The organism is Streptomyces coeruleorubidus (assembly GCF_028885415.1).
GTDB classification, from domain to species: Bacteria; Actinomycetota; Actinomycetes; order Streptomycetales; family Streptomycetaceae; genus Streptomyces; species Streptomyces coeruleorubidus_A.
Map to the genome: position 1 here is coordinate 6,700,380 of NZ_CP118527.1, position 23,577 is coordinate 6,723,956.

Below are 23,577 nucleotides of genomic sequence, written 5' to 3' on the forward strand. Positions count from 1 at the left end.
GCTAGGCCGGGGCGCCGTGCGCGGTCCGCCACATGCTGTGGACGGAGTCCCGCAGGCCGATGCGCGGCGCCCAGGACAGCAACCGCCGGGCCCGCCCGATGTCCAGCCGGGTCCAGTCGCCGCCCTTGCTCCGCACCGGCGCGGCCCGGCGGTCGACCCGGTCCTCCGGGAAGGCGGCGGCCTCCAGCAGCCAGCCGACCAGATCACCGATCGGCACGGCGTCCCCGCGCCCGATGTTGACGACCAGCCCGCCGACCGCCGGAGCCCGCCCGGCCCGCACCACCGCCTGTGCGACGTCCCGCACGTCGACGAAGTCCCGCCGGGCGTCCGCGACGCTCAACTCCAGCCGCCCACCGTGCGCGAGGGCCGTGGTGATACGCGCCATCAGGGCGGCCAGGAAACTCTCCTGCGGCGGGTGCGGGCCCGACATGTTCGCCGCGCGCAGCACCACCGCGTCCAGGACACCGGCCCGCGCTGCGGTCAGGACGGCCGACGAGGTCTCCAGTTTGACGCGCGCGTACGGCGTGACCGGCTCCGGCAGCAGGTCCTCGTGCAGCAGCGTGCCGGCCGGTACGGGACCGTACTCGTGCACCGACCCCAGATGGACCAGCCGGGGCCGGAACGGGAGCAGCGCGAGCGCCTCCACCAGGCGTCGCACCAGTCGCAGATGCGAGTACGTCATCTCCTCCTCGGTGTCGCCCCAGCCGCCCGCCGCGTTGACTACGACGTCCGCCGGCGGATCACCCAGCACCGTGGCGATCCGCCCGGGCGCGGCGGCCGCGAGGTCCAGCTCCGTGAACCCGCACCCGCTCAGATGCGGCGCCGGGCGGCGGGCCACCCCGTGCACGTCCCACCCGTGCGCCTGGTACGCCGCACACACCTGCCGGCCGACGCTGCCCGTCGCCCCCAGAACCACGACCCGCATGTCCGCCTCACCCGTCTCCGCGTGACCCGGCCGGCGGCCACAGCTCCGACTCGACCGCCCGGCACGCGGCGTACTCCGGAAGGGTCCCGGCGGCCCGGGCCTGCTCCAGGGGCGGTGCAGCCCGGTCCCGGCCGGACAGCACAGGCTCCAGGTCACCCGGCACGGGCAGCCCGAGGGCCGGGTCCAGCACCGACACGGCGAGTTCGTTGGCCTGCACGTACTCCCCGGACAGCATGTACGACATGACGGTGTCGTCCTCCAGGGCCACGAAGGCGTGCCCCACCCCGACCGGGAAGTACACCGCCCGGAACTCCCGCGGCTCCAGCTCGACGGCGTCCCACCGGCCGTACGTCGGGGAGCCGACCCGCACGTCGACGACGATGTCCAGCGACCTGCCACGGGCGCAGTACACGTACTTGGCCGAGCCCGGCGGCGTCACGGTGTAGTGCACGCCCCGCACCACCCCACGCCGCGACCGGCTGTGATTGGTCTGCCGCACCGGGAAGAGCGGGTGGCCGACCGCGGCCGTGAACGCATCCTCCCGGAACGGTGAGACGAACAGCCCCCGCTCGTCCGGAAACACCTCCGGCTCGAACGTGTACGCCCCCCGCACCGCCAGTTCCCGCGCCTTCATCCACGTCCTCCGACTCCAGGGATCCCGGTCCCGCGTCGCCCGCTGCTCATCGGCCCAACGCCACTTCGCTCAGGTAGTCGACGCCGTCCGTGAAGTTGTACGGATGCATGAACCCGCCCGCCCGGACATCGCGGTACAGGCGCGCCAGCGGGTGGGAGTTGCTGTATCCGGCCCCTCCCACGAGCATCAGGCAGTCGTCCACCACGCCCACCGAGTGCCGGTTGACGAGCAGCTTGGCGTACTGGAAGGGCGTCATCATGGCGCGGCCGCGGGCGGCGAGGTCGCCGCTGAGGTCGTCGGCGAGCCGGTCGGCGGTGGTCAACGCGCTCGCCACCGCCGTGTGCAGCGCGAACAGCCGGGCGTCCATCTCGGCCACCGTGGTCCGCACCCCGGCCGGCGCCCCGCCGCGCCTGCGCAGTTCCGTGAGGGCGATCCTGCGAGCGGCCTCGGCGATGCCGACGTAGATGCCCAGCATGGCGATCGAGCTGACCGTCTGCCCGGCGAGCGCCGCGTCGTCGCGGACGCCCGGCTCGCCGCGCGGCAGCACCCGGTCCCGGTCCACGGGACAGCCGTCGAAGACGATGTCCACACTGCCCGACGACCGCATGCCCATTCCGTCCCAGTTGTCCAGTACGGTCAGGCCCGGGGTGGTGCGCGCGACCACCGGCGCGGCCAGCCGGACGGGGGCGCCCGCCTCCTCCAGCCGGGTCGACACCACGTAGTGGGTGGCGATCCCGGCCATGCTGACCAGCGTCTTGCGGCCGTTCAGGCGGTAGGAGCCGTCCGTGGCGCGGGTCAGTACGGTGGTGCCGCGCACGTCCTTCACCGCTCCGCAGATCACCGCCTCGCCCGCACCCATCTGTCGGAGCAGGTCCTCCGCGAGCGGCCGCGTCGACGGTGCCCCGTGCCGCCACTCGAAGTCCAGGGTCAGACCCCGGCTGAACTGCATGTGCAGAGCCAGCGCCACGCCCGCGTCCCGACCGGCGATCCTGGCCAGGGCCAGCGCGACGTCGTGCAGCGAGTGGACGCCGAGCCCTCCGAGGTCCTCCGGGACGGTGGCCCCCAGCACGCCCTCCTTGCGCATCCGGTCGAAGAGGTGGACGGGCAGAGTGGCCTCGCGGTCGTTGTCCCGGCTCTCCGCCTCCAGGGTCGGCAGGTACCGCTCCAGAAGGTCGAGCAGCCGTCGCCCGGCCGGCGTCTTGGGTTCGCAGAGGCCGTTGTCGGCCAGGACACCGGGGTGTTCGTGCACAGATGGCTTTGTCATGACTCCTCGTAAGGATCGGAGACAACTCCTGGAGAGCAGGCTGCCGATCGGCCTTCGAGCGTCACTGGAGCGAAGGTTCCGGGCACGTGGTCCACCGGCGTTCCGCCACCGCTCGAGGGACTGCCGGTGTGCTGTGGTGGCCCGAGAGGAGCGGAGGCGACGACCATGCGGATCATCGACATCTCCAGCGCGGTGGACGCGTCGGGATGGGAACCGGACGAAGTGCGGCACGAGGTGCTCAGCCCCCGGGAGGGCGCCGTCCACATGAGCGAGGAGATGCGGCGTCACTTCGGCGTCGCGTTCGACCCCGACGAACTGCCCGAAGGCGAGTTCCTGTCGCTCGACCGGCTCACGCTCACGTCCCACACCGGCACGCACATCGACGCTCCCTCCCACTACGGCTCACGGGCGCACTACGGCGACGGCAGGCCGCGGAACATCGACGAGCTGCCGCTCGACTGGTTCTACGGCCCGGGGCTGCTGCTCGACCTCACCGGCTGCGAGGGACCGACGGCCGGCGCCGGGGACCTGGAGAAGGAACTGGCCCGCATCGGCCGGGTGCCGGAGCCGGGCACCATCGTCCTGCTCCGCACCGGCGCCTCCGAGCGGGCCGGGACCGAGCAGTACTTCACCGACTTCACCGGTCTGGACGGCCCCGCCGTCAACCTGCTGCTCGACCACGGCGTGCGGGTCATCGGCACCGACGCGTTCAGCCTGGACGCGCCGTTCGGCGCCGTGATCCGCCGGTACCGGGAGACGGGGGACCGGTCGGTGCTCTGGCCGGCGCATGTCACCGGACGACACCGGGAGTACTGCCAGATCGAGCGGCTGGGGAACCTGGCCGCGCTGCCGGGGTGCGACGGCTTCCAGGTCGCCTGCTTCCCCGTGAAGATCACCGGCGCGGGGGCCGGCTGGACCCGCGCGGTCGCCTTCGTCGACGAATGAACGTTCCGGGCGGTGGCCCCGGACCGGCGGCCACCCAGCATCGAGAGGGATCATGGAGCCGAACGAATCGACATGTCGTATCTGCGGTGGCCGAGTACGGGAGTTCTTCGACTTCGGCCGCCAGCCGCTGTCCGACTACTTCCCGTCGGAGGAGGAGCTCGACAACGAGTTCTTCTTCCGGCTCGCGGTCGGGATGTGCGTCACGTGCACCATGGTCCAGCTGCTGGAGGAGGTGCCCAGGGACCGCATGTTCCGCTACGACTACCCGTACCACTCGTCGGGTTCGGAGCGGATGCGCGAGCACTTCGCGGCGACCGCCCGCCGGCTGATCGGCACCGAGCTGACCGGGCGGGACCCGTTCTGCGTGGAGATCGGCAGCAACGACGGAGTGATGCTCCGCACGGTGCGCGACGCCGGTGTCCGGCACCTGGGCGTGGAGCCTTCCGGCGGTGTCGCCGACGTGTCCCGGGCCGAGGGCATCCAGGTGCGGACCGCGTTCTTCGAGGAGTCCACGGCCCGGGAGATCGCCCAGGAACACGGGCCCGCGAACGTCATCTACGCGGCCAACACGATCTGTCACATCCCGTACCTCGACTCCGTCTTCCGCGGTGTCGACGCCCTCCTCGCGCCGGACGGCGTCTTCGTCTTCGAGGACCCCTACCTCGGCGACATCGTCGAGAAGAACACCTTCGACCAGATCTACGACGAGCACTTCTACCTGTTCACCGCCCGCTCGGTGAGCACCACCGCCCAGCGCTTCGGATTCGAACTGGTCGACGTGGAGCGGCTCCCGGTGCACGGCGGCGAGGTCCGCTACACCATCGCCCGCGCGGGCCGGCGGCAGCCGAGCCCCCGGGTCGGCGAGCTCATCGCCGAGGAGAGCCGGCGCGGGCTCGCCGACCTGACGACGCTGGAGAAGTTCGGCGCCCAGGTCAAGCGGGTCTGCTGGGACCTGGTGGCCCGTCTGCGCGAACTGCGCGACCTCGGCTTCTACGTCGTCGGGTACGGGGCGACCGCCAAGAGCGCCACCGTGCTCAACTACGCGGGGATCGGCCCCGACCTGCTGCCGTGCGTCTACGACACCACGCCGGCCAAGATCGGCCGCCGGCTCCCCGGGTCCCACATCCCCATCCGCTCCGCCGAGGAGTTCCGGGCCCCCTACCCCGACTATGCGCTGCTCTTCGCCTGGAACCACCTGGACGAAGTCCAGGCGCGAGAGGCGGAGTTCACGAAGCAGGGGGGCCGCTGGATCCTCTACGTCCCGGAGTTCCGGATCAGCTGATCCCGGTGGCGTCGTCCCCGGACCGCCGGACAGAGAGGGCGTGCCGGAAGACGTCGTCCGGATCCCAGCGCCCCTTGACCCGCTGAAGCGCGGCGTAGTTGTCCCGGAAGTAGAGACGGTGCCAGGGCACGCCACTGCGGTTGAGGCCCGGGTCGGTCAGGTCGGCGTCGGCGTAGTTCACGAAGGCGCCCCCGTAGCCGCGGCGGGGGTCGGGCACTCCGCCGGCGTCACCGAAGAACTCCGCGTAGGACGCCCGAACCCAGTCCAGGTGGAGGGCGTCCTCCCGCTCGTCGAACCAGAACACCGACCAGTAGGTCTTGAGCACCGCGTCCCGGTGGGCCATGGCCGTGTCCGCCGGGCCGGGCCGGTTCACCTCACCCCCGTGCGAGAGCAGGTAGACCGTCGCGGCGGGGTTGTGGTAGCCGGACGTGTCGGTGAGCCGCCGGTACACCATCCGGGCTTGCCGTTCGCTCCAGCCGGTGCGCAGGAAGGCCGCCTTGGACTTGAACCGGCCCTTGATCCCGGCGAACTCGTCCGGGACGAGTGTCGCGGCGAGCCACGGCAGCGTCGTCGCCGACACCTCAGGGCGGGCGCCGACGCTCCTCGACACCTCACGGATGAACCGGTCGGTGAGCTTCTCCGCGTCGGGCCGCGTGGCGTCGACGGCCGTCTCCAGCGTCAGGGGGCCGCCGCCCGTACGGGGCAGGGCGAGACTGTTGTCGAGCCGGGCTCCCGGATCGCCGGGGGCCGCGTGCCGCTCGTGCCACGTGCCGAAGTTTCGCACGAGCGTGAGGAAGGCGGTCTCGTCGACGCTGTCCCAGTCCCAGCGCACCGTCTTGCGCAGCACCGAGCCCGGCGGCCTGGGCAGCAGCCGGCCCGGGTCCGCGGGCCGGGAGCCCGCGTCCGTGCCGGGGGAGCGGAACAGATAGCGCGTGACCAGACCGAAGCTGCCCGCGCCCCCACCGGTGTGCGCCCACCACAGGTCACGGTGCGGGTCCGACGGTTCCCGGGTGGCCCGCACCAGCCGTGCCCGCCCGCCGGAGTCCACCACCACGACCTCGACTCCGTGGAGATGGTCGACCGACAGACCGTACGTGCGCGACAGCGCTCCGCCCCCGCCGCCCGCGATGTGGCCGCCGACCCCGACCTCGGGGCAGCGTCCGGCCGGGACGGTGACGCCCCACCCGAGGTACAGGCTCCGGTACATGGTTCCGAGGGTGGCTCCCGAGTCGACGGAGAACGCGTTCAGTTCCTCGTCGAAGTACACCGACCGCATCTCGGACACGTCGATCACCGTGGTGACGGCGGGGTCGTCCACGAGCGACTCGAAGCAGTGCCCCCCGCTGCGCACCGCCAGCCGGGTACCGTCGCGCACGCTGTCCTGCACCGCCCGCACGGCCTGCTCCGCGGTGGCCACCACCCGGACGGTGTCGGGGTCGGGGGTGAAGCGGGCGTTGATGCCGCGGCTGACCAGATCGGGGTAACGGGGATCGTGCCGGCCGACGACGGAGGACGGCCGGACCTGTGCGTGCGGTGCCGAGGGAGCCTGTGGGTACCGGGCCACGGGAGACGCCCCTTCCAGGTGTCTGTGAAATCTCCGGGATGTGTCTCCGGGGACAGTAGGTGTGCCGCTCACACCCCCTCAACGACGCTCCAGCGCGGTGCGAGCGGCACTCCGGTACCTGTGTCAGTGGGCGTTCTTGTTGCGGTACAGACGCATGGTCAGCGGTGCGAAGACGGCCACCAGCCCTGCCGACACGCACAGGACCAGGCCCACGTCCCAGAAGCCGGCCGTGCCGTGCATGAGCTCGCGGGAGGCCGTCGCCGCGTGACTCATCGGGTTGGCGTCGACGATGGCCTGCATCCAGCCGGGCATCGTCTCCGGCATGACGAAGATGTTGCTCATGAACAGCAGCGGATACAGCACGATCATGCTGGTCCCGGAGACCCGTTCGGGCTCGCTGGCCACCACGCCCAGGGCGGCGAAGATCCAGCTCACGCTGAACCCGAAGACGATGAGCACCAGGATCGCGCCGAGCACGCCGAGGAAACCGCCGTCGGGGCGGAAGCCCAGCAGCAGCCCGAGGGACACCGTGGTCGCCAGGGCGACGACGTACCGGAGCACGTCACCGAGGAGACTGCCCGCGAGCGTCGCCGGCTGCCAGAAGGGGAGTGTCCGGAAACGGTCGAAGACGCCCTTGTGGATGTCCGTGTTGAGCGAGGTGCCGGTGTAGACCGTCATCATGACGACCGCCTGCACCGTCACGCCCGGGAGGTAGAACTGCAGGTACTCCTCGGTGGAGTCCGCGAACGCCCCGCCGAACAGGTACGTGAACATCAGCAGGAAGATCAGCGGCATCAGGACGATGTCGATCAGCTGCACCGGGAAGTGCTTGAACGCCATCATCGCCCGCCACAGATGGGTCAGGGTGGCGGACACCGCCGTCGCGCGGGCCGGCCGTTCACCCGCGGACAGCACCGTCCGCAGCCGGCCGCTCACAGGGGTCGTGGATTCCACGGTGCCGGGGGACGTCGTCATGCCACCTTCTCCTCTTCCGCCGCTTCTTCCGTGGACCGGTCATCGGCCGGGTGGCCGGTCAGCGCCAGGAAGACCTCGTCGAGACTGGACTGGCCGAGGGAGAAACTGCGTACCTCCAACTGCGTGCGCGACAGCTCGGCCAGGGCCCGCATGCCCTGCCGGGGGTCGTCGATCCGCGCGCTCAGCGCCGTCGGATCGGAGTCGCGGTGGACCGTGACGCCCAGTTCCGCGCTCAGCAGCCGTTCCGCCTCGGCACGCGATCGGGCGTCGTGCAGGCGCAGCCGCAGGACATTGGACCCCAGCGAGGACTTCAGCTCCCCGGTGGTGCCCTCCGCGATCACCCGGCCGTGGTCGATGACCGCGATGCGGTCGGCCAGCTGGTCCGCCTCGTCGAGATACTGCGTCGTCAGCAGCACCGTCGTGCCGGCGTCCACCAGAGCCCGCACGATGTCCCAGACCTGGTTCCGGCTGCGCGGGTCGAGACCGGTGGTCGGTTCGTCCAGGAACAGCAGGTCGGGGGTGACGACGATGCTCGCGGCGATGTCGAGCCGCCGCCGCATGCCACCGGAGTAGGTCTTCAGGAGCCGGTCGCGGGCGTCGCCCAGTCCGAAGCCGTCGATCAGTTCGGCGGCGCGCTCCCTGGCCCGGGCCCAGGAGTAGCCCTGGAGCCGGCCCATCATGACGAGGTTCTCCGTACCGGTCAGGCCCTCGTCGACGGAGGCGTACTGGCCGGTGACACTGATCCTGCGGCGGACCGTATCGGGTTCGCTCGTCACGTCGTGACCGAAGACCCGGGCCGTACCGCCGTCCGGACGCAGCAGCGTCGCCAGCATGCGGATGGTGGTGGACTTTCCGGCGCCGTTCGGCCCCAGGATCCCGTAGACGAGACCGGCCGGGACGTTGAGGTCCAGGCCGTCCACCGCCCTGGCCCCGTTGTAGACCTTGACGAGACCGGACGTTTCGATGGCCCGTGTCGGCTGCGTGTTCACAGAACGCCCCCAGTATTCGCATGGAGCGGACAAAGCGTGCACTGTAAGTTATTTCGGTCAATCGGGTTCACGTTGAGTACCGTAGCCCCCAATGAGGACACTTCATGGCCGCGATGGCCTCGTCCGCCGAGCCATTTTTCGTACGGGGCTCCACCGCGCCTCGTGACCCTTTCGAGTGGGGCGCCCGACGCTGGGGGTGCGGCAACAGACGTCGCGAACCCAGGAGGTTTGAGGTGGCCTTGACGAAGCCGGATGTCGATGTCCTCGTGGTGGGCGGCGGTCTCGGGGGGTTGTCCACCGCCCTGTTCCTCGCCCGCCGGGGGGTGCGGGTCCTGCTGGTGGAGCGGCACGCCACCACCTCGGTCCTGCCCAAGGCGGCAGGCCAGAACCCGCGCACCATGGAACTGTTCCGCTTCGGCGGCGTGGCCGACGAGATCCTGGCCACGGACGACATCCGCGGCGCCCAGGGCGACTTCACCATCAAGGTCGTGGAGCGCGTGGGCGGTCGCGTCCTGCACAGCTTCGCGGAGAGCTTCGAGGAACTGGTCGGTGCGACGGAACAGTGCACGCCCATGCCCTGGGCGCTCGCTCCCCAGGACCGGGTGGAGCCCGTCCTGGTGGCCCACGCCGCCAAGCACGGCGCGGAGATCCGGTTCGCCACCGAACTGACCTCCTTCCAGGCGGGCGACGACGGTGTCACGGCCCGCCTGCGCGACCTGGGCACGGGAGCGGAGAGCACCGTGGGCGCCCGCTACCTGGTCGCCGCCGACGGACCCCGCAGCGCGATCCGGGAGAGCCTGGGCATCACCCGGCACGGTCACGGCACCCTGGCCCACTTCATGGGCGTCATCTTCGAGGCCGACCTCACCGCCGTCGTACCGCCCGGGTCCACCGGCTGGTACTACCTGCAGCACCCGGACTTCACCGGCACGTTCGGCCCCACCGACCGGCCCAACCGGCACACCTTCTACGTCCGCTACGACCCCGAACGCGGCGAGAGGCCGGAGGACTACACACCGCAGCGCTGCACCGAGCTGATCCGGCTGGCTGTCGACGCGCCCGGGCTCGTCCCGGACATCCTCGACATCCAGGCCTGGGACATGGCGGCGTACATCGCCGACCGGTGGCGCGAAGGGCCGGTGCTGCTGGTCGGCGATGCCGCCAAGGTCACCCCGCCCACCGGGGGCATGGGCGGCAACACCGCCATCGGCGACGGGTTCGACGTGGCCTGGAAGCTGGCCGCCGTGCTGCGCGGCGAGGCGGGCGAGCGGCTCCTCGACAGCTACGGGGCGGAGCGGTCGCTCGTGTCCCGCCTCGTCGTCGACGAGTCACTCGCCATCTACGCCCAGCGTATGGCTCCCCACCTGCTCGGCAGCGTTCCCGAGGAACGCGGTACGGCGCAGGTCGTCCTGGGCTTCCGCTACCGCTCCACCGCCGTCGCCGCCGAGGACGACGACCCCGAGCCGACCGAGGACCCGCGACTCCCGTCCGGGCGCCCCGGCTTCCGCGCACCCCACGTCTGGATCGAACAGGACGGGACACGGCGTTCCACCGTCGAGTTGTTCGGCGACTGCTGGGTGCTCCTGGCCGCACCGGAGGGCGGCGCCTGGGTCCAGGCGGCCACCCGCGCCGCCGCGGATCTGGGCGTCCGCCTCGACGTCCATCTCGTCGGCCGCGATGTCGCCGACCCCTCCGGCGAACTGACGCGGACCTACGGGATCGGCCGGGCGGGGGCCGGCTTGGTGCGCCCGGACGGCGTGGTCGCCTGGCGTACGGCGGTAGCGCCGGGAGCGCAGGCCCAGGACCAGCTGAGCACCCTGCTCACCCGGCTGCTGGCCCGCTGACCGGAGCGTCCCGCGTCGACGGCGCCGCCACGGAGCGGTCCGCACCCGGCGACGCGGCTCGGGCCAGCCGCTCCGACAACTCCTGTATGTAATGAATCAGTTCAGGCGGCTCGTGCACCTCGAACTCGATGCCGAACATCCCGATGGTGAGCGCCAGCCACTCCAGCGAGTCGGCGGCCGAACGCAGCCGGCATGTCCGGTGGTCGACCGCCGTGAGGATTCCGTCGCGCGGGCGGATCCGCTCCGCTACCACCTCGACCGGCGCGTGCAGGGTGACCAGCGCCCGGTAGCTCGCCAGCGAGGACGTGATCGACTGCGCCACATAGGCCGCCGCGTCCTCGGCAGGCAACTCGCGCTGCTGGAAACGCACCCCCGTCAACAGCAGCGATTCCATGCGGTCCACGCGGAAGGTGCGCCAGTCCTGCCGTCCCATGTCCCAGGACAACACGTACCACTTACGGTTCACATGGACCAGACGGTACGGCTCCACCAGACGGCTGGTCGTCTCCCCGTCGCGCTTGCGGTAGGTGAACCTCAGCCGCTGCTGGTCGCGGCACGCCTGGGCCACTGACGCGAGGTATTCGGGGCTCACGGTCGGGGTCACCGTGAACATGGGAACGGTGTACATCTGAAGGGCGTTGACCCGGCTACGCAGCCGCTTGGGCAGCACCTGCTCCAGCTTGGCCAGCGCGCGGATCGAGGTGTCCTCGATGTCCGCCACGCTTCCCCCCGCGGCCGTCCGCAACCCGACCGCGATGGCGACCGCCTCGTCGTCGTCGAGGAGCAGCGGCGGCAGACTGGCGCCCGCTTCCAGCCGGTAGCCCCCGCCGACGCCCGGTATGGCCTGAACCGGGTAGCCGAGATCCCGCAACCGTTCCACGTCTCGGCGCAGCGTCCGCGGGCTGACCCCGAGCCGCTCCGCCAGCTTGCGCCCCGGCCAGTCCCGGCTGTTCTGGAGGAGGGACAGCAGACGGAGCATGCGGGATGGCGTCTCGGTCATGCTTCCAGGGTGGCACGAATCGCGGTCACTCTATGGCCGCGATTCCCGCCATCTTTTCTCCGGCCACACAGGCGCCCATAGCCACTCCCTGAATCACCTCTTATAGTCGTACGCAAGCTCGGTTTGCGGAGACCACGCCAGTTCCTTGCCGAGAAGACGGGGGAGTCGATGAGCAGCATCCGGTCGCGGGCCTCAGGGCCAAACTCGCCTGCCCGTTCACTCCCGGGAGAGTCCGCCTGGGCTTTCCCGAAGCGGAAGTACAGACCGGGAGGGTACCGGGAGGGTACCGGGAGGGTGGGCCGGTCCATCAAGGACTGATCGCTGCGCCACCCCGACCCTATTGCTGCACGGAATCCGCTAATCGCGATACGGCCATGTTGGCCGAAATGGCATTGCGAAGGGCGGAGTTCCATCGACGGGGGAAGGGAATGCATGACCATCCGAGTCGTGATTGCTGAAGAGCTGGAAATGGTCCGTGCCGCGCTGGTTCTCCTAGTGGAGCGTGAATCGGACATCAAAGTCGTCGCTTCCACAGGCGTCGGCAGCGAGTTGATCCGGACGGTTCTGGAGTACAGCCCCGATGTGACGGTCATCGATGTCGACATGCACGAGCGGGAGGGTCTTCTCTCCGCCATGGCGATTCAGGAGCACCTCCCGGACTGCCGCACACTGCTCACCGCGCGATTCGCCCGGCTGGCCACAGTGCGCCAGTCGCTGGCATCCGGCCTCGGCGGCCTGGTGCTGAAGAGCTCCCCCGCGGCGCACCTCAGCGATGCCATACGCAGCGTGCACGAGGGCCGCCGGGTCTTCGACACCGAACTGACGCTCGCCGCCTGGGGCAACACCGGATGCCCGCTCACGGAGCGGGAGATGGAGATACTCCAACTCGCCGCCGCGGGGGACGACATCAACGAAATCGCCGTCAAGCTGTCGCTCTCTCCCGGGACGGTCCGCAACTATCTGGCGACGACCGTCCGGAAGATGGACGCGCGCAACCGGCTCGACGCGGTACGCATCGCCAGTATGTCCGGCTGGATCTGACCCTCGGTCACTGGCGGCGCAGGGCCCGTCGGCTCAGGATCCGGTGAGCGGTGCCCACCAGGAGCGGTGGTCGCGGTACCAGGCCACTGTCTCGGCGAGCGAGTCCCGGAAGTCCCGGCGTGGCCGGTACCCGAGCAGCGCGGTGATCTTCCCGTGGTCGACGGCGTAGCGCCGGTCGTGTCCCTTGCGGTCGGCGACGAATTCCACGGAGTCCCAGCCGGCGCCCACCGCGTCCAGCAGGAGAGCCGTCAGCTCCTTGTTGGACAGCTCCGTGCCGCCGCCGATGTTGTAGATCTCGCCCGGGGAGCCTCCCTCCCTCACCAGTTCCACCGCGTCGACGTGGTCCTCGACGTGCAGCCAGTTCCGCAGGTTCCCGCCGTCACCGTAGAGCGGCACCCGGCCACCGCTCAGCAGGGTCGTCACAAAACGCGGAATGACCTTCTCCGGATGCTGATGGGTGCCGTAGTTGTTCGAGCACCGGGTGATCCGGACGTCCAGCCCGTGCGTGCGGTGGTACGACAGCGCCAGCAGATCGCTCGACGCCTTCGTGGCCGCGTACGCGGAACTGGGGTGCAGCGGATCGGTCTCTGTGCTGGCACCGACATCGACGGAGCCGTACACCTCGTCCGTGGAGATGTGGACGAAGGTCCTGGGGGCGTGGCGCAGGGCCGCGTCCAGGAGCGTTTGCGTACCCATCACGTTGGTGCGCACGAACTCCGCGGCCCCGCGCACAGAGCGGTCGACGTGTGACTCGGCTGCGAAGTGGACGATCTGGTCGTGCTCGGCGACCAGCCGATCGACGAGCGGGGCATCGCAGATGTCACCGTGGACGAAGGCGAACCGCTCGTCGCCGCGGACGGGATCGAGGTTGGCCGGATTGCCTGCATAGGTCAGGCTGTCCAGCACAGTGACCCCGACCGAGCCGTCGCCGCGCGGGCCGAGCAGGGCGCGGACGTAGTGCGAGCCGATGAAGCCGGCACCGCCTGTCACCAGGATCTTCGTGGTCATGAGGAGATCTCCACCTTGCTGTCGTCACCGAGGATGAGACGGGAACCTGCGGGTACGCGGGGGGCCGGAGCGACGGTCACGTTCCGCCCCAGGAGCGAGTGCTGGACCCGGCGCGTGCCCGTGAGCCGGGAGTCGCCCAGCATGATGGAGAACTCGATCTCGCTGTCCTCGATCGAGCAGTTCTCCGCGATCGACGTGTAGGGCCCGACGTACGATCCCGTCACCACCGTCCCGGCCCCGATGACGGCGGGCCCCACGATGCGCGACGCCCGGATCCGCGCGCCCGCCTCGATCCGCACCCGCCCCACCAGTTCGCTCGCCGCGTCGACCTGGCCCTCCATGCCCGGCTCGATCCCGTCCAGCACGGAGCGGTTCACCTCCAGCATGTCGGCGACGTTTCCCGTGTCCTTCCAATAACCGGAGATGGTGGTGGACCGCACGTCGTAGGGTCCGTCGAGGAGCCACTGGAGGGCGTCCGTGATTTCCAGCTCGCCCCGCCGTGACGGTGTGAGGGCGCGCACCGCCTTGTGCACGACCGGCGTGAACAAGTAGATCCCGACCACGGCGAGATCACTGCGGGGGTGCCTCGGCTTCTCCTCCAGCGCGACGACCCGGCCGTCACAGCCGATCTCCGCCACGCCGAAGCTGGACGGGTCGGAGACACGGGTGAGCAGGATCTGGGCATCGGGGCGCTCCGCGCGGAACTTGTCGACGAGTTCCGCGATGCCACCCACCACGAAGTTGTCCCCGAGATACATGACGAAGTCCTCCTCGCCGAGATAGTCGCGGGCGATGAGGACAGCGTGAGCCAGACCCAGGGGCGCCTCCTGCGGAAGGTAGGTGACGCGGAGCCCGAATCTGTCGCCGCTCCCGACGGCCTTGCGGATCTCGTTGGACGTCTCCCCAACGACGATGCCGACCTCGGTGATGCTGGCCTTGGCGATGTCCTCGAGGACGTAGTAGAGGACCGGCTTGTTGGCTACCGGCACCAACTGCTTGGGAGACGTGTGTGTGAAGGGCCGCAGGCGCGTGCCCGACCCCCCGGACAGGACGAGAGCCTTCATGCCGCCGGAGCCTAGGCGGCGCCGCTCAAGCCCAACTGGTGTACGGATCGCGGGCGCGGTCCCGGGGCCCGGGACGAGGGATCGTCATGGCGTCGGTCGTACGCAGCGTGCATGCGTCACGGAAGTTGATCCGGGGGCCGAGATGTGACAGCGCCCGATCCTCGTCGGCACGGTTTCCACCGGCAGGCCCTGCGACCGTTCGGTGGCATGCTTTGCCCTTGTCCTCGTAGGCGGCGTCCGCTTGCCGGGGGTGGCCGGCATCGGCCAGGCGGTCAGGCGGAGCGGGTCAGACGGTCACGCGGCCATGATTGCCGAAGGTGTTGAGTCCGGTGACCCGAGGACTTGCCCGTCCCGAGCGACGGTGCTGGTGGTCGTGGTCCTCCGCCACCGGCACTAATGCGTGGCGGTACGTGTGGTGAGGTCCTCATCCGTGATGGGGCGGACCACCCGGCAGGGGGTTCCGACCGCGACGGTCATCGGGGGAATGCTGCGACTGACGACGCTGCCGGCGCCGATGACCGATCCGTAGCCGATACGGACGCCGGGCAGGACCACCGCGTTGCTGCCGATCCACACCTTGTCCTCGATCACGATCGGTTCCGAGAACCGTCCGAAGTCAGCGCGTCGCGAGGGGTGCACCGGGTGTCCCGTCGTGGTCAGTGTCACGCTGGGCGCGATCATGACACCGTTGCCTATGCGGATGTCCACGTCGTCGACGAACGTGAGGTTCACGTTCCCGAAGAAGTCGTCGCCGATGTGGACGTTGCTGCCGAACCCGGCGTGGAACGGTGGCAGCAGCACCGTGCGTTCACCGACCGAGCCGAAGATGGCGATGAGCAGCGATCGACGTTTCTCCGTTTCGTTCGGTGGTGTGTGGTTGTACTCGAAGATCTGCTCGGTGCGGCGCCGAGGGGCCAGGAAGGCCGCTTCCGACTCGGTGTAGACGAGCCCCTTGGCGATGCGGGCCAGGACTTCTTCCCCGTGAGCATGCGTCACAGCGGAACGCTCCCTTCGTTCAATCCCTTGGGGACAAGCTCGGTGTGCCCCTGGTTGACCGCGCGTCAGGCACAAGATCATCCGGCACTCGCAGAAGTCTGCCGCACTTCACCCCGCAGCCGAGCCGTTTCACCGAAGTCATTCTGAGGGTGATCAGTTAAAGCATTGCGGGGCGCCGCCACTCCCGTCCGAGGACATGGTGATCGAGGAAGTTCAGCACCGTCTCGTACGTGATGCGAAGGTGGTTCGGCGCCCTGAGCCATTGGCCACACCTCCCCGCTGGCCGACTACTTCGTCAAGTTCATCCACGCCTATAGCGAAGCCGGCGTGCCCATCTCCTACATTTCCCCGCAGAACGAACCCATGGGCACTCCCACCTGGCCCGGGATGTTCCTGTCCGCGTGCCAGGAAGCCGAGTTGATCCAGGAGATCGGCAAAGCGTTCGAAGCCAACGGAATCTCCACGAAGATCCTGGCTTGGGACCACAACTGGGACGTGCCCTCGTATCCGGAGACGATCTTCAGCGACCCCGCAGCCTCCAAGTACACCGCGGGAACCGGATGGCACATCTACAGCGGCAACCCGAACTACCAGACAGTGGTCCACAACGACTACCCGGGCAAGGAAACCTTCATCACGGAAACCACCGGAGGCGTTTGACAGGACAGCGACCAGACGGCGTTCAGCGAAGCACTGGGAACGTGGATCATCAACGGAACGCGCAACCGGGCGAACGGGGTGATGCTGTGGAACATCGCACTCGACCCCGATCGGGGCCCGCTCAACAGCGACACCGCCGGCATACCCATGCTGCGGGGCTTGCTCACGATCGACCCGGCCGACGGACGGGTGACCTGCAACGTGGACTACCACGCCCTCGCTCACGCCAGCAGGTTCGTCAAGCCCGGAGCACGCCGGATCTACTCGAACACCTTCGGCGAAGGAAGCATAGAGAACGTCGCGTTCCAGAACCCGGACGGATCGAAGGTCCTGATCGCCCACAACTCGGGCAGCGCCGCGAAAACCTTCAGCGTCGCGGACGGCACACACTCGTTCGACTACACCCTGAACGCCGGCGACGCCGTCACCTTCACGTACTCCGGGCCTGCGCAGAGCGGCCGTACCCCCGCAGCGACCAAGGTCTCGGACCCGACACACGACTTCACGTTCACGTCGGCATCCGGCCCGGTCACCGTCACGTACGATCCGGCACTCCTGCCCTACCAGAACTCCATCCGTACCGGAAACAAGCTGGTCACGTACTCCCTCCCGATCGGAGCTTCCGTCCAGACGACCGGAAGGGCGCTGAGCCGCAGCAAGTGGACCGCCACGGCTTCCGCGCAGCCGGATTGGGGCGTGGCCGCGAACGCGATCGACGGCGACATCAACACCAGGTTGAGTCTCGGGCACGGGCCGACGAGCGGCGACTGGTTCCAGATCGACCTGGGGAACCCCACGAGCTTCAACAAGATCGTCCTCGACACCGGCGTGAACGATTCGTTCGACTACGTCACCAGGTACCAGATCTACGTTTCGATCGACGGAGTCGATTGGGGCAGCGCGATCGCGAGCGGCAGCGGGGGCATCGGGAAGATAGCCGTCACGCTGCCGACCCGTACAGCACAGTACATTCGCATCGTCAGTACTGCGCCATCCGGTTTCTGGTGGGCCATCGGCGACATCGAGGTGTACGGGTCTGCGCGTGGAACCGGCTCGATCGCAGCTCCGGCAGTGATACCGAACGGCCTCCAGCTGAGGAACTGGACCAGCAAGGAAGGGGAGCAGGTCACCGTAGTATTCAACGGGACCACCGACAGCAAGAGTTTCAAGATATCCACCGACGGCTCGTACACCTATACGCTGCCGAGCGGCACCTCGGCGATGTTCACCACCAAGAAGCTGTCGAGCTTCCCATCGCCGACCTTCAGCGAATTGAAGCCGGAACGAGGAATGCCGCGCTCCAAGTTCACGATTCGCGGTTCTGGTTTCGGCGATGCACAGGGGCTGGGTACGGTGTATTTCGGATCGAGCTACGCCGAAATAGACACCTGGTCGGACACGAGCATCAGCGCCTACGTTCCGAAGGGACTTCCAGCGGGGAAGGTCACGGTTTCCGTGAAGGGAACCAGCGGAGCAGACGCAGGTGGATCATCGTTCGAAGTCATAGATCTCGGCCCTGCGCTGCCGCGGACGGGCTGGACCGCAAAGGCTTCGGACGCAAGCCAGTGGGATGCGCCCGGAAACATGCTCGATGCCAATTCCGACACCCGGTACAGCTCCGGCACAGGGCAGTATGACGGCCTCTGGACCCAAGTGGACATGGGACAAACGCAGACCTTCAGCAAGATTGTGTTGGATGTCGGCGACAGTGTCAGCGACTATGCGCGAAGCGCAGACGTATACGTATCCACGGATGGAACCGACTGGACCAAGGTCACGTCCGTAGCGGACGGCCAACGAGTCCACCTGATTTCCTTCCCGACGCAGACAGTTCGCTACATCAAGGTCGTCAATACCGGCAATGTTGCGCGTAGCTGGTGGTCAGTCGCAGAATTCAACGTCTACAACTGACCTCGGTCTCTCATACAGGGCGACCGCTGGCCTTGCCCCGACGCTGAGGAAGTGCCTCTGGCCAGCGAGGACAGGGATTGCTGATGTCCTTGTTCCCGCGGTGGCTGGAGGCACTTCCCAGATGAAGGATGCGCTCGGCTGTGACTGCCAGGCCGATACAGGGATGCTTCGCGCACAGCCGACCGTGCTCGGGCTGGTGGCCTCCGATGGCACTGGACGCGATCCGGAAGGCTCGCTGCAGCAACGGTCTGGTCACTGGGGCGGCGACGCTTCGACCTCGACCTACTGGGCTCCCTCGACGCGCGCACGAAGGAGTCCGTCGGCAGCGCCGGCCAGCCCACCGGCGAGGACTGGGACTGCCCCCCAGAACCTCCCGGTGGCCTCGGCACCCCCGCGCCCTCACCCTCAGCGCCTGGAACTACGACCACAGCGCCAGGTGTGTCGCCGCCCTGGGTCGGTGAACGCGACTCGTAACCACGCCGGGCTCGGAGCCAACCAGCCCATCGCCGTGATAACGGCACGGTCTGCACGTCAGCACAGCGTTCAGTACTGCTCGGTCTCCACGAAACCGGCGTCCGTGTCATTGTTCGCGCCGAAGGCGTCGGCAGCGTGGGTGGGGTCGAATCCGGGCGGGCTGTCCTTGAGGCCCAGGCCCAGGCCGGCCAGCTTCGCCTTGACCTCGTCGATGGACTTCGCACCGAAGTTACGGATGTCCATGAGGTCGGCCTCGGAGCGCGCCAGGAGCTCGCCCACGGAGTGGACGCCCTCGCGCTTGAGGCAGTTGTACGAGCGGACGGTGAGCTCGAGCTCCTCGATCGGGAGGGCGAGATCGGCGGCGAGGGCGGCGTCCGTGGGGGAGGGGCCCATGTCGATGCCCTCGGCGTCGATGTTGAGCTCGCGGGCGAGACCGAAGAGCTCGACCAGGGTCTTGCCGGCGGAGGCCATGGCGTCGCGGGGACGCATGGCCTGCTTGGTCTCGACGTCGACGATCAGCTTGTCGAAGTCGGTCCGCTGCTCGACACGCGTGGCCTCGACCTTGTACGTGACCTTCAGGACCGGCGAGTAGATGGAGTCGACCGGGATCCGGCCGATCTCCTGGCCGACCTGCTTGTTCTGCACGGCGGAGACGTAACCGCGGCCGCGCTCGACCGTGAGCTCCATCTCCAGCTTGCCCTTGCCGTTGAGCGTGGCGAGGACGAGGTCGGGGTTGTGCACCTCGACACCGGCCGGCGGCGCGATGTCGGCGGCGGTGACCAGACCCGGGCCCTGCTTGCGCAGGTACATCACCACGGGCTCGTCGTGCTCGGACGACACGACCAGCTGCTTGATGTTGAGGATCAGGTCGGTGACGTCCTCCTTGACGCCCGGCACGGTGGTGAACTCGTGCAGGACGCCGTCGATGCGGATGCTGGTGACAGCAGCGCCGGGGATCGACGACAGGAGGGTGCGGCGGAGGGAGTTGCCGAGGGTGTAGCCGAAGCCCGGCTCCAGCGGCTCGATCACGAACCGGGAGCGGAACTCGTCGACGACCTCTTCGGTCAGGGACGGACGCTGAGCAATCAGCACGAGGTGTTGCCTCCAGTGGTTTGGCGCCCGCTATGTGACGCCGTAGACACAATGAAGGGTACGGGCGATACGGGCGATACGGTCTCCGCAGAGGCCGAACCGCCGGTCTCCCCAACTCAGCCAGGAGGCTTCGGGCCCCCTCCCGCCCCACGGCCGTTTCTGCTTCGCTCTCGGGCGCGCAGGACGGCCAGCGCTGGGCTGTTCCATCAGTGGCAGGCCTGACAGGTTGTCAGGCCTGCCGTCCCGCGCATGTCCCGCAGAAATGAAATTCCCTATTTGCTCGTCTTGTGTGAGGTAGGTCACGACGTCTTCGGGCAAGCGCAGGGGGCATAAGGTGCGCTCTTCATCGAACAGGCAGTCGTCAGGAGTGCGCGGGACGAATGAAGTGAGCAGGTTGCGCGCCCGGCTTGGTAAGGGCGATCCCGCGCGGTGTCGGGAGCGAACGATCGTCGGCGACCGTGCCCCCACGGCTTCTCGTCCGGATGTACTGGAGCGGGTGTCCATGCCGAGTTTCGGCTCCCGGTGAGGGCTCGGCGGGAAGCACGTCACCGACGCTGGAGCCCTGCCCTGCATGATGAGTGATGCGTTGTCCGGAGAGCAGCACTCTGACGGGAGAGCGAGGAGACGGCGGCGTTGGGTCGCGGCCGCGCTCATTGCCAGAGGGCTTCCGGGCCATGAGATCTTGGGACTCCAGCCGTCGAGCGGACCTGGGGTTGGCGGAGACCGGGCAGGGGGCATGGATCATGGAAACATTCGACCTGGGCAGGCTAACGGACTTCGACTTCGAAGCCGTGTGTAAGGATCTCTTCGAGTTGGAGTTCGGCGTTCGGCTGGAGATCTTCACTTCGGGACCGGATGGCGGAGTGGACCTGCGGCACCTCAAAGGGGACGATCCCGCCCTCATCGTGCAGTGCAAGCACTTCCATCGTTCCGGCCGCGCTAAATTGCTGGAACACATGCGGAAAGTGGAAGCCCCGAAGCTCGGTGAGCTCACACCGGGGCGCTATGTTCTAGCCACGTCGGTGGAGTTGAGCAGAGCTGCGAAGGACAAACTTTATGCGCTGCTCACGCCGTTCGTCAACTCGCCCGGCGATATCTATGGAAAGGATGAACTGGACGCGCTCCTCCGTAAGCACGATCAGGTCGTCAAGCGTCATCTGCGGCTGTGGCTGACAAGCGCCACGGTGCTGAATTCACTGCTGTCCAAGAGTATCGTCACGCGCTCCCAGGACCTTGCCGAACGAGTCGACGAAACTCTGCGCACGTATGCGGAGACCGGCAGTCGTGCCGCGGCACTCCGGCTCCTCGAAGACCAACACGTGTGCGTGATTGCTGGTGCTCCAGGTGTGGGGAAGACGACTCTGAGTCACGTGCTGTGTGCCCACTATCTGAGCCAGGGCTACGAACTCGTCGAAGTATCCGAAGACGTGGAAGAGGCCAACAGGCTGTGGAACTCCGCAGCACCCCAACTCTTCTACTATGACGATTTTTTGGGTCAGACGGCGATCGACGAAAAACTGGGCAAGAATGAGGACGGCCGCCTCATTTCTCTGATGGAACGGGTGTCCCGCGCCCCCGCCAAGCGGTTTCTGCTCACCACGCGGGAGTACATTCTCGCCCAGGCACAACAACGGTACGAGCGCCTCGACAGACACCGTTTCGACATCATGACCTGCGTGCTCGACGTGACCGACTACACCTACCGGGCGAGGGCCTCGCTCCTTTACAACCACGTCTCAGCCTCGAGTTTCCCGGCCAGCACCAAGTCCGTCTTCGCGGCACCGGCCGTCTACACGCCCATTGTGGAACACGAGAACTTCAACCCGCGTGTCATCGCTGTCACCCTGGCGCAGGCCGGGCGGTACGCCAAGGGCGACATCGCGGCCGAGATCGTCGCCAACCTGAACGACCCACGTCGCGTCTGGGACCACATCGTCAACTACCAACTCGACGCGTCGGATGTGCGTCTCCTGAAGATGATTCTCTCCTTTGTGTCCCGCGTCAGGATGGACACACTGCAGGACGTGTGGATTGCGTCGGGAGGTTCGCTCCGGGACTTTCGAGGTTCGCTTAAGGTGCTGGACGGCACGATGCTCAGGAGCGCCCGGCAGGGCGAGTTCGTGTTCGCGGAGTTCCACAACCCGTCGGTGCGCGACTATATGCGGGACCATATCTCGTCGGACCCGGCCGAGATGAAGGATTTCGTCAGCGGGATGCAGTTCTTCGAGCAGGCCGAGACCCTGTGGTCCATGCTCTCGTCGGGTGGTGCGTGGGACGTGCGCCAATCCCTGTGCCGGTGCCTTCCGGATGCGGAGGGGGTGCTGGAGAGAGTATTTCGAACGAAGGTCCTCAACACGCCGGGCCACTACTATGCCCACGATGACGCCCATCGCGCCCTGATCTACATGCAGTTGGGCGCCGCACTCGAGTCGCAGCGCGTTCACGACATCGGATGGCGAAGCATCCGCGAAGACGAGGTCATCAGCGAGGCGTGGGAACACGAGACGATTGCAAAGATCTTAACCTTCCTCAGGGACTCCGAGCACTCGGAGCTCAGGAACTTCCTCCCAATCGCGGTCGATCAAGCGGCCATTTGGCTCGAGGGGACTGACCTGTCGACCTGGGGCCTCTTGACTGATGCCCTGCAATTCGCCTCACTGCTGTCCGACTACGGGGATGCCGACGACGCGTACGAGACGATCTCTCATCTCATCGACGACTATGCCGAATCAGCTCTGGTGAGTTGGGCTGAACTCGGTGAGGCATCGAGCTACCAACTGCCCGTGATGGAGGAGATCTTCCGCTACTACGAGGTGGGCAACGGCGATCGCTACAAGTTCGATGACGAGATGTACGACACGGCTCGCGCGCGGGTTGAGGCGGCTACCCCGCCAAGAACTCCCCCAGCGAACAGGCGGCGTCCCGGGGGCGCTGCCCGCTCGGCTGCTCTCAACGAGCCCGAAAAGGAGGCGGTCGCCCGGATGATGGCCACGCTCGCTCCCGGAAAGAAGTGAGGTAAGTTTCAGCATCTCGAATCCTGAGGGCTCCTCGGCGGCTGGTGCAGGAGGTCCTCGAGGAATGGCCGAGCCGAAACGGCGACGTCAGAGGTGATGACCCGAAGGCTCTCGGCGCAAGCAGCGTTACCCGTGCCGGCGGCGATGGCAGGGGAGCGGGGCACGCGCCGTCCGCCCCGCCCCGCGTCTGCCCCCTGCCTGGATTGCCAGGCGATGCTTCGCGACGTGCGGGGCCGCCCGAATGACTCGCTGCTGCTGTGAGCGCTGCGGGACTGGGCGTTCGCCCTGCCCCGGCCAGAACTGAACACGGCACGCCCCGACGTACAGCTTGCTCTGCGATGGGCTTCGAGGGTCGCCCCGCTGACCGACTTGATGGATCCGGCCGTGATGCGGGCCGTGCTGCAAGCTTCTCTGCTCCGCGCCGTCTCCTATATAGGCAGCTACCGGAGGGCATCCGGACGGCGGCTGGTCGGGCTGTTCGCCGGCATGTACTACGCCTGGCTGCGGCCCGAGGAGGCGGTCGCTGTGACTCTGCCGGACTGTGTCCTGCCTGCGGAGGGTTGGGGAACGGTGTTCCTGCACAACACTCGGCCCCGGGCAGGCAAGAAGTGGACCGACTCCGGACAACTCCGTGATGAGCGCGGTCTGAAGGGCGCCCGCCGGGGAACCCCCGCCCGGTGCCTCTTCCGCCCGGTCTGCTGGCGCTGTGGCGAGAGAGCGTCGACACCTTCGGTACGGCCAGCGACGGACGGCTGTTCTTCAACGAACGAGGCGGCTCGCCTACAGCACGTACAACCGCATCTGGCACGGAGCCCGGGAACTAGCGCTTCCAACCGCCCAGGTGAACATCCAGCTCGCGGCTAGGTCTAAAACTGACGGACGTCATTGACAGGTG

Annotated in this window: 18 protein-coding genes; 7 read left to right on the forward strand and 11 right to left on the reverse strand. The window is 68.0% G+C overall.

Features of this window, described 5'->3' with window-relative positions; translation table 11 throughout:
- Position 1: 1 nt before the first annotated feature.
- Genes PV963_RS31310 through PV963_RS31320 form a run of 3 tightly spaced genes read right to left on the reverse strand, consistent with a single transcriptional unit; the run spans position 2 to position 2,823 of the window.
- On the reverse strand, positions 2 to 925 hold the full coding sequence (locus PV963_RS31310; protein ID WP_274819529.1) for an NAD-dependent epimerase/dehydratase family protein: 924 nt from the start codon (positions 923 to 925) through the stop codon (positions 2 to 4).
- Positions 926 to 932: 7 nt separating this feature from the next.
- The gene (gene dnmU / locus PV963_RS31315; protein WP_274819531.1) at positions 933 to 1,559 is read right to left on the reverse strand and encodes a dTDP-4-dehydrorhamnose 3,5-epimerase DnmU; all 627 of its coding nucleotides are present in this window, start codon (positions 1,557 to 1,559) and stop codon (positions 933 to 935) included.
- Positions 1,560 to 1,605: 46 nt separating this feature from the next.
- Positions 1,606 to 2,823, reverse strand: coding sequence for an acyl-CoA dehydrogenase family protein (locus PV963_RS31320; protein WP_274819533.1), 1,218 nt, complete (start codon positions 2,821 to 2,823; stop codon positions 1,606 to 1,608).
- Positions 2,824 to 2,988: 165 nt separating this feature from the next.
- On the opposite strand from PV963_RS31320, the gene PV963_RS31325 reads away from it, so the two are divergent.
- On the forward strand, positions 2,989 to 3,768 hold the full coding sequence (locus tag PV963_RS31325; protein ID WP_274819534.1) for a cyclase family protein: 780 nt from the start codon (positions 2,989 to 2,991) through the stop codon (positions 3,766 to 3,768).
- Positions 3,769 to 3,820: 52 nt separating this feature from the next.
- A complete protein-coding gene (locus tag PV963_RS31330) occupies positions 3,821 to 5,050 on the forward strand; it encodes a class I SAM-dependent methyltransferase (RefSeq protein ID WP_150483581.1) in 1,230 nt (409 codons plus the stop codon).
- Here the strand turns inward: PV963_RS31330 and PV963_RS31335 are convergent.
- The 3 genes from PV963_RS31335 to drrA form a co-directional block, all read right to left on the reverse strand.
- Positions 5,043 to 6,614 (reverse strand): FAD-binding oxidoreductase, encoded by a 1,572-nt coding sequence (locus PV963_RS31335; RefSeq protein ID WP_274819535.1) that lies wholly within the window; start codon positions 6,612 to 6,614, stop codon positions 5,043 to 5,045. The two genes, PV963_RS31330 and PV963_RS31335, sit on opposite strands and share 8 nt — an antisense overlap.
- 123 nt (positions 6,615 to 6,737) lie before the next feature.
- Complete coding sequence (gene drrB, locus PV963_RS31340; RefSeq protein ID WP_274819536.1) at positions 6,738 to 7,589, reverse strand: daunorubicin/doxorubicin ABC transporter permease DrrB; 852 nt, start codon at positions 7,587 to 7,589, stop codon at positions 6,738 to 6,740.
- The gene (gene drrA, locus PV963_RS31345) at positions 7,586 to 8,578 is read right to left on the reverse strand and encodes a daunorubicin/doxorubicin transporter ATP-binding protein DrrA (protein ID WP_274819538.1); all 993 of its coding nucleotides are present in this window, start codon (positions 8,576 to 8,578) and stop codon (positions 7,586 to 7,588) included. The genes drrB and drrA overlap by 4 nt, the downstream gene beginning before the upstream one ends.
- A 233-nt stretch (positions 8,579 to 8,811) precedes the next feature.
- On the opposite strand from drrA, the gene rdmE reads away from it, so the two are divergent.
- On the forward strand, positions 8,812 to 10,422 hold the full coding sequence (gene rdmE / locus PV963_RS31350) for an aklavinone 12-hydroxylase RdmE (RefSeq protein ID WP_274819540.1): 1,611 nt from the start codon (positions 8,812 to 8,814) through the stop codon (positions 10,420 to 10,422).
- Here rdmE and PV963_RS31355 read toward each other — a convergent pair.
- Positions 10,400 to 11,422, reverse strand: coding sequence for a helix-turn-helix transcriptional regulator (locus tag PV963_RS31355; protein WP_274819542.1), 1,023 nt, complete (start codon positions 11,420 to 11,422; stop codon positions 10,400 to 10,402). The two genes, rdmE and PV963_RS31355, sit on opposite strands and share 23 nt — an antisense overlap.
- Before the next feature lie 432 nt (positions 11,423 to 11,854).
- On the opposite strand from PV963_RS31355, the gene PV963_RS31360 reads away from it, so the two are divergent.
- Positions 11,855 to 12,463 carry a response regulator transcription factor gene (locus tag PV963_RS31360; protein WP_274819544.1) on the forward strand — a complete coding sequence of 203 codons (609 nt, stop codon included), beginning with the start codon at positions 11,855 to 11,857 and terminating at the stop codon, positions 12,461 to 12,463.
- 33 nt (positions 12,464 to 12,496) lie between these two features.
- On the opposite strand, the gene rfbB is transcribed toward PV963_RS31360, so the two are convergent.
- The 3 genes from rfbB to PV963_RS31375 all read right to left on the reverse strand — a co-directional run bounded on the left by rfbB (position 12,497) and on the right by PV963_RS31375 (position 15,531).
- The gene (gene rfbB, locus PV963_RS31365) at positions 12,497 to 13,471 is read right to left on the reverse strand and encodes a dTDP-glucose 4,6-dehydratase (protein WP_274819546.1); all 975 of its coding nucleotides are present in this window, start codon (positions 13,469 to 13,471) and stop codon (positions 12,497 to 12,499) included.
- Positions 13,468 to 14,535 carry a glucose-1-phosphate thymidylyltransferase gene (locus tag PV963_RS31370; protein WP_274819548.1) on the reverse strand — a complete coding sequence of 356 codons (1,068 nt, stop codon included), beginning with the start codon at positions 14,533 to 14,535 and terminating at the stop codon, positions 13,468 to 13,470. The genes rfbB and PV963_RS31370 overlap by 4 nt, the downstream gene beginning before the upstream one ends.
- Before the next feature lie 393 nt (positions 14,536 to 14,928).
- Positions 14,929 to 15,531 carry a sugar O-acetyltransferase gene (locus PV963_RS31375; RefSeq protein ID WP_274819549.1) on the reverse strand — a complete coding sequence of 201 codons (603 nt, stop codon included), beginning with the start codon at positions 15,529 to 15,531 and terminating at the stop codon, positions 14,929 to 14,931.
- 279 nt (positions 15,532 to 15,810) lie between these two features.
- On the opposite strand from PV963_RS31375, the gene PV963_RS31380 reads away from it, so the two are divergent.
- Together PV963_RS31380 and PV963_RS31385 are read left to right on the forward strand one after the other, a co-directional pair.
- On the forward strand, positions 15,811 to 16,191 hold the full coding sequence (locus tag PV963_RS31380) for a hypothetical protein (RefSeq protein ID WP_274822171.1): 381 nt from the start codon (positions 15,811 to 15,813) through the stop codon (positions 16,189 to 16,191).
- Positions 16,192 to 16,272: 81 nt separating this feature from the next.
- A complete protein-coding gene (locus tag PV963_RS31385; RefSeq protein ID WP_274819551.1) occupies positions 16,273 to 18,102 on the forward strand; it encodes a discoidin domain-containing protein in 1,830 nt (609 codons plus the stop codon).
- A 543-nt stretch (positions 18,103 to 18,645) separates the two neighbouring features.
- On the opposite strand, the gene PV963_RS31390 is transcribed toward PV963_RS31385, so the two are convergent.
- On the reverse strand, positions 18,646 to 19,668 hold the full coding sequence (locus PV963_RS31390) for a DNA-directed RNA polymerase subunit alpha (RefSeq protein WP_274819552.1): 1,023 nt from the start codon (positions 19,666 to 19,668) through the stop codon (positions 18,646 to 18,648).
- Between the two features lie 743 nt (positions 19,669 to 20,411).
- Here PV963_RS31390 and PV963_RS31395 point away from each other — a divergent pair.
- Positions 20,412 to 22,682, forward strand: coding sequence for a restriction endonuclease (locus tag PV963_RS31395; RefSeq protein ID WP_274819554.1), 2,271 nt, complete (start codon positions 20,412 to 20,414; stop codon positions 22,680 to 22,682).
- Positions 22,683 to 23,577: the final 895 nt, after the last annotated feature.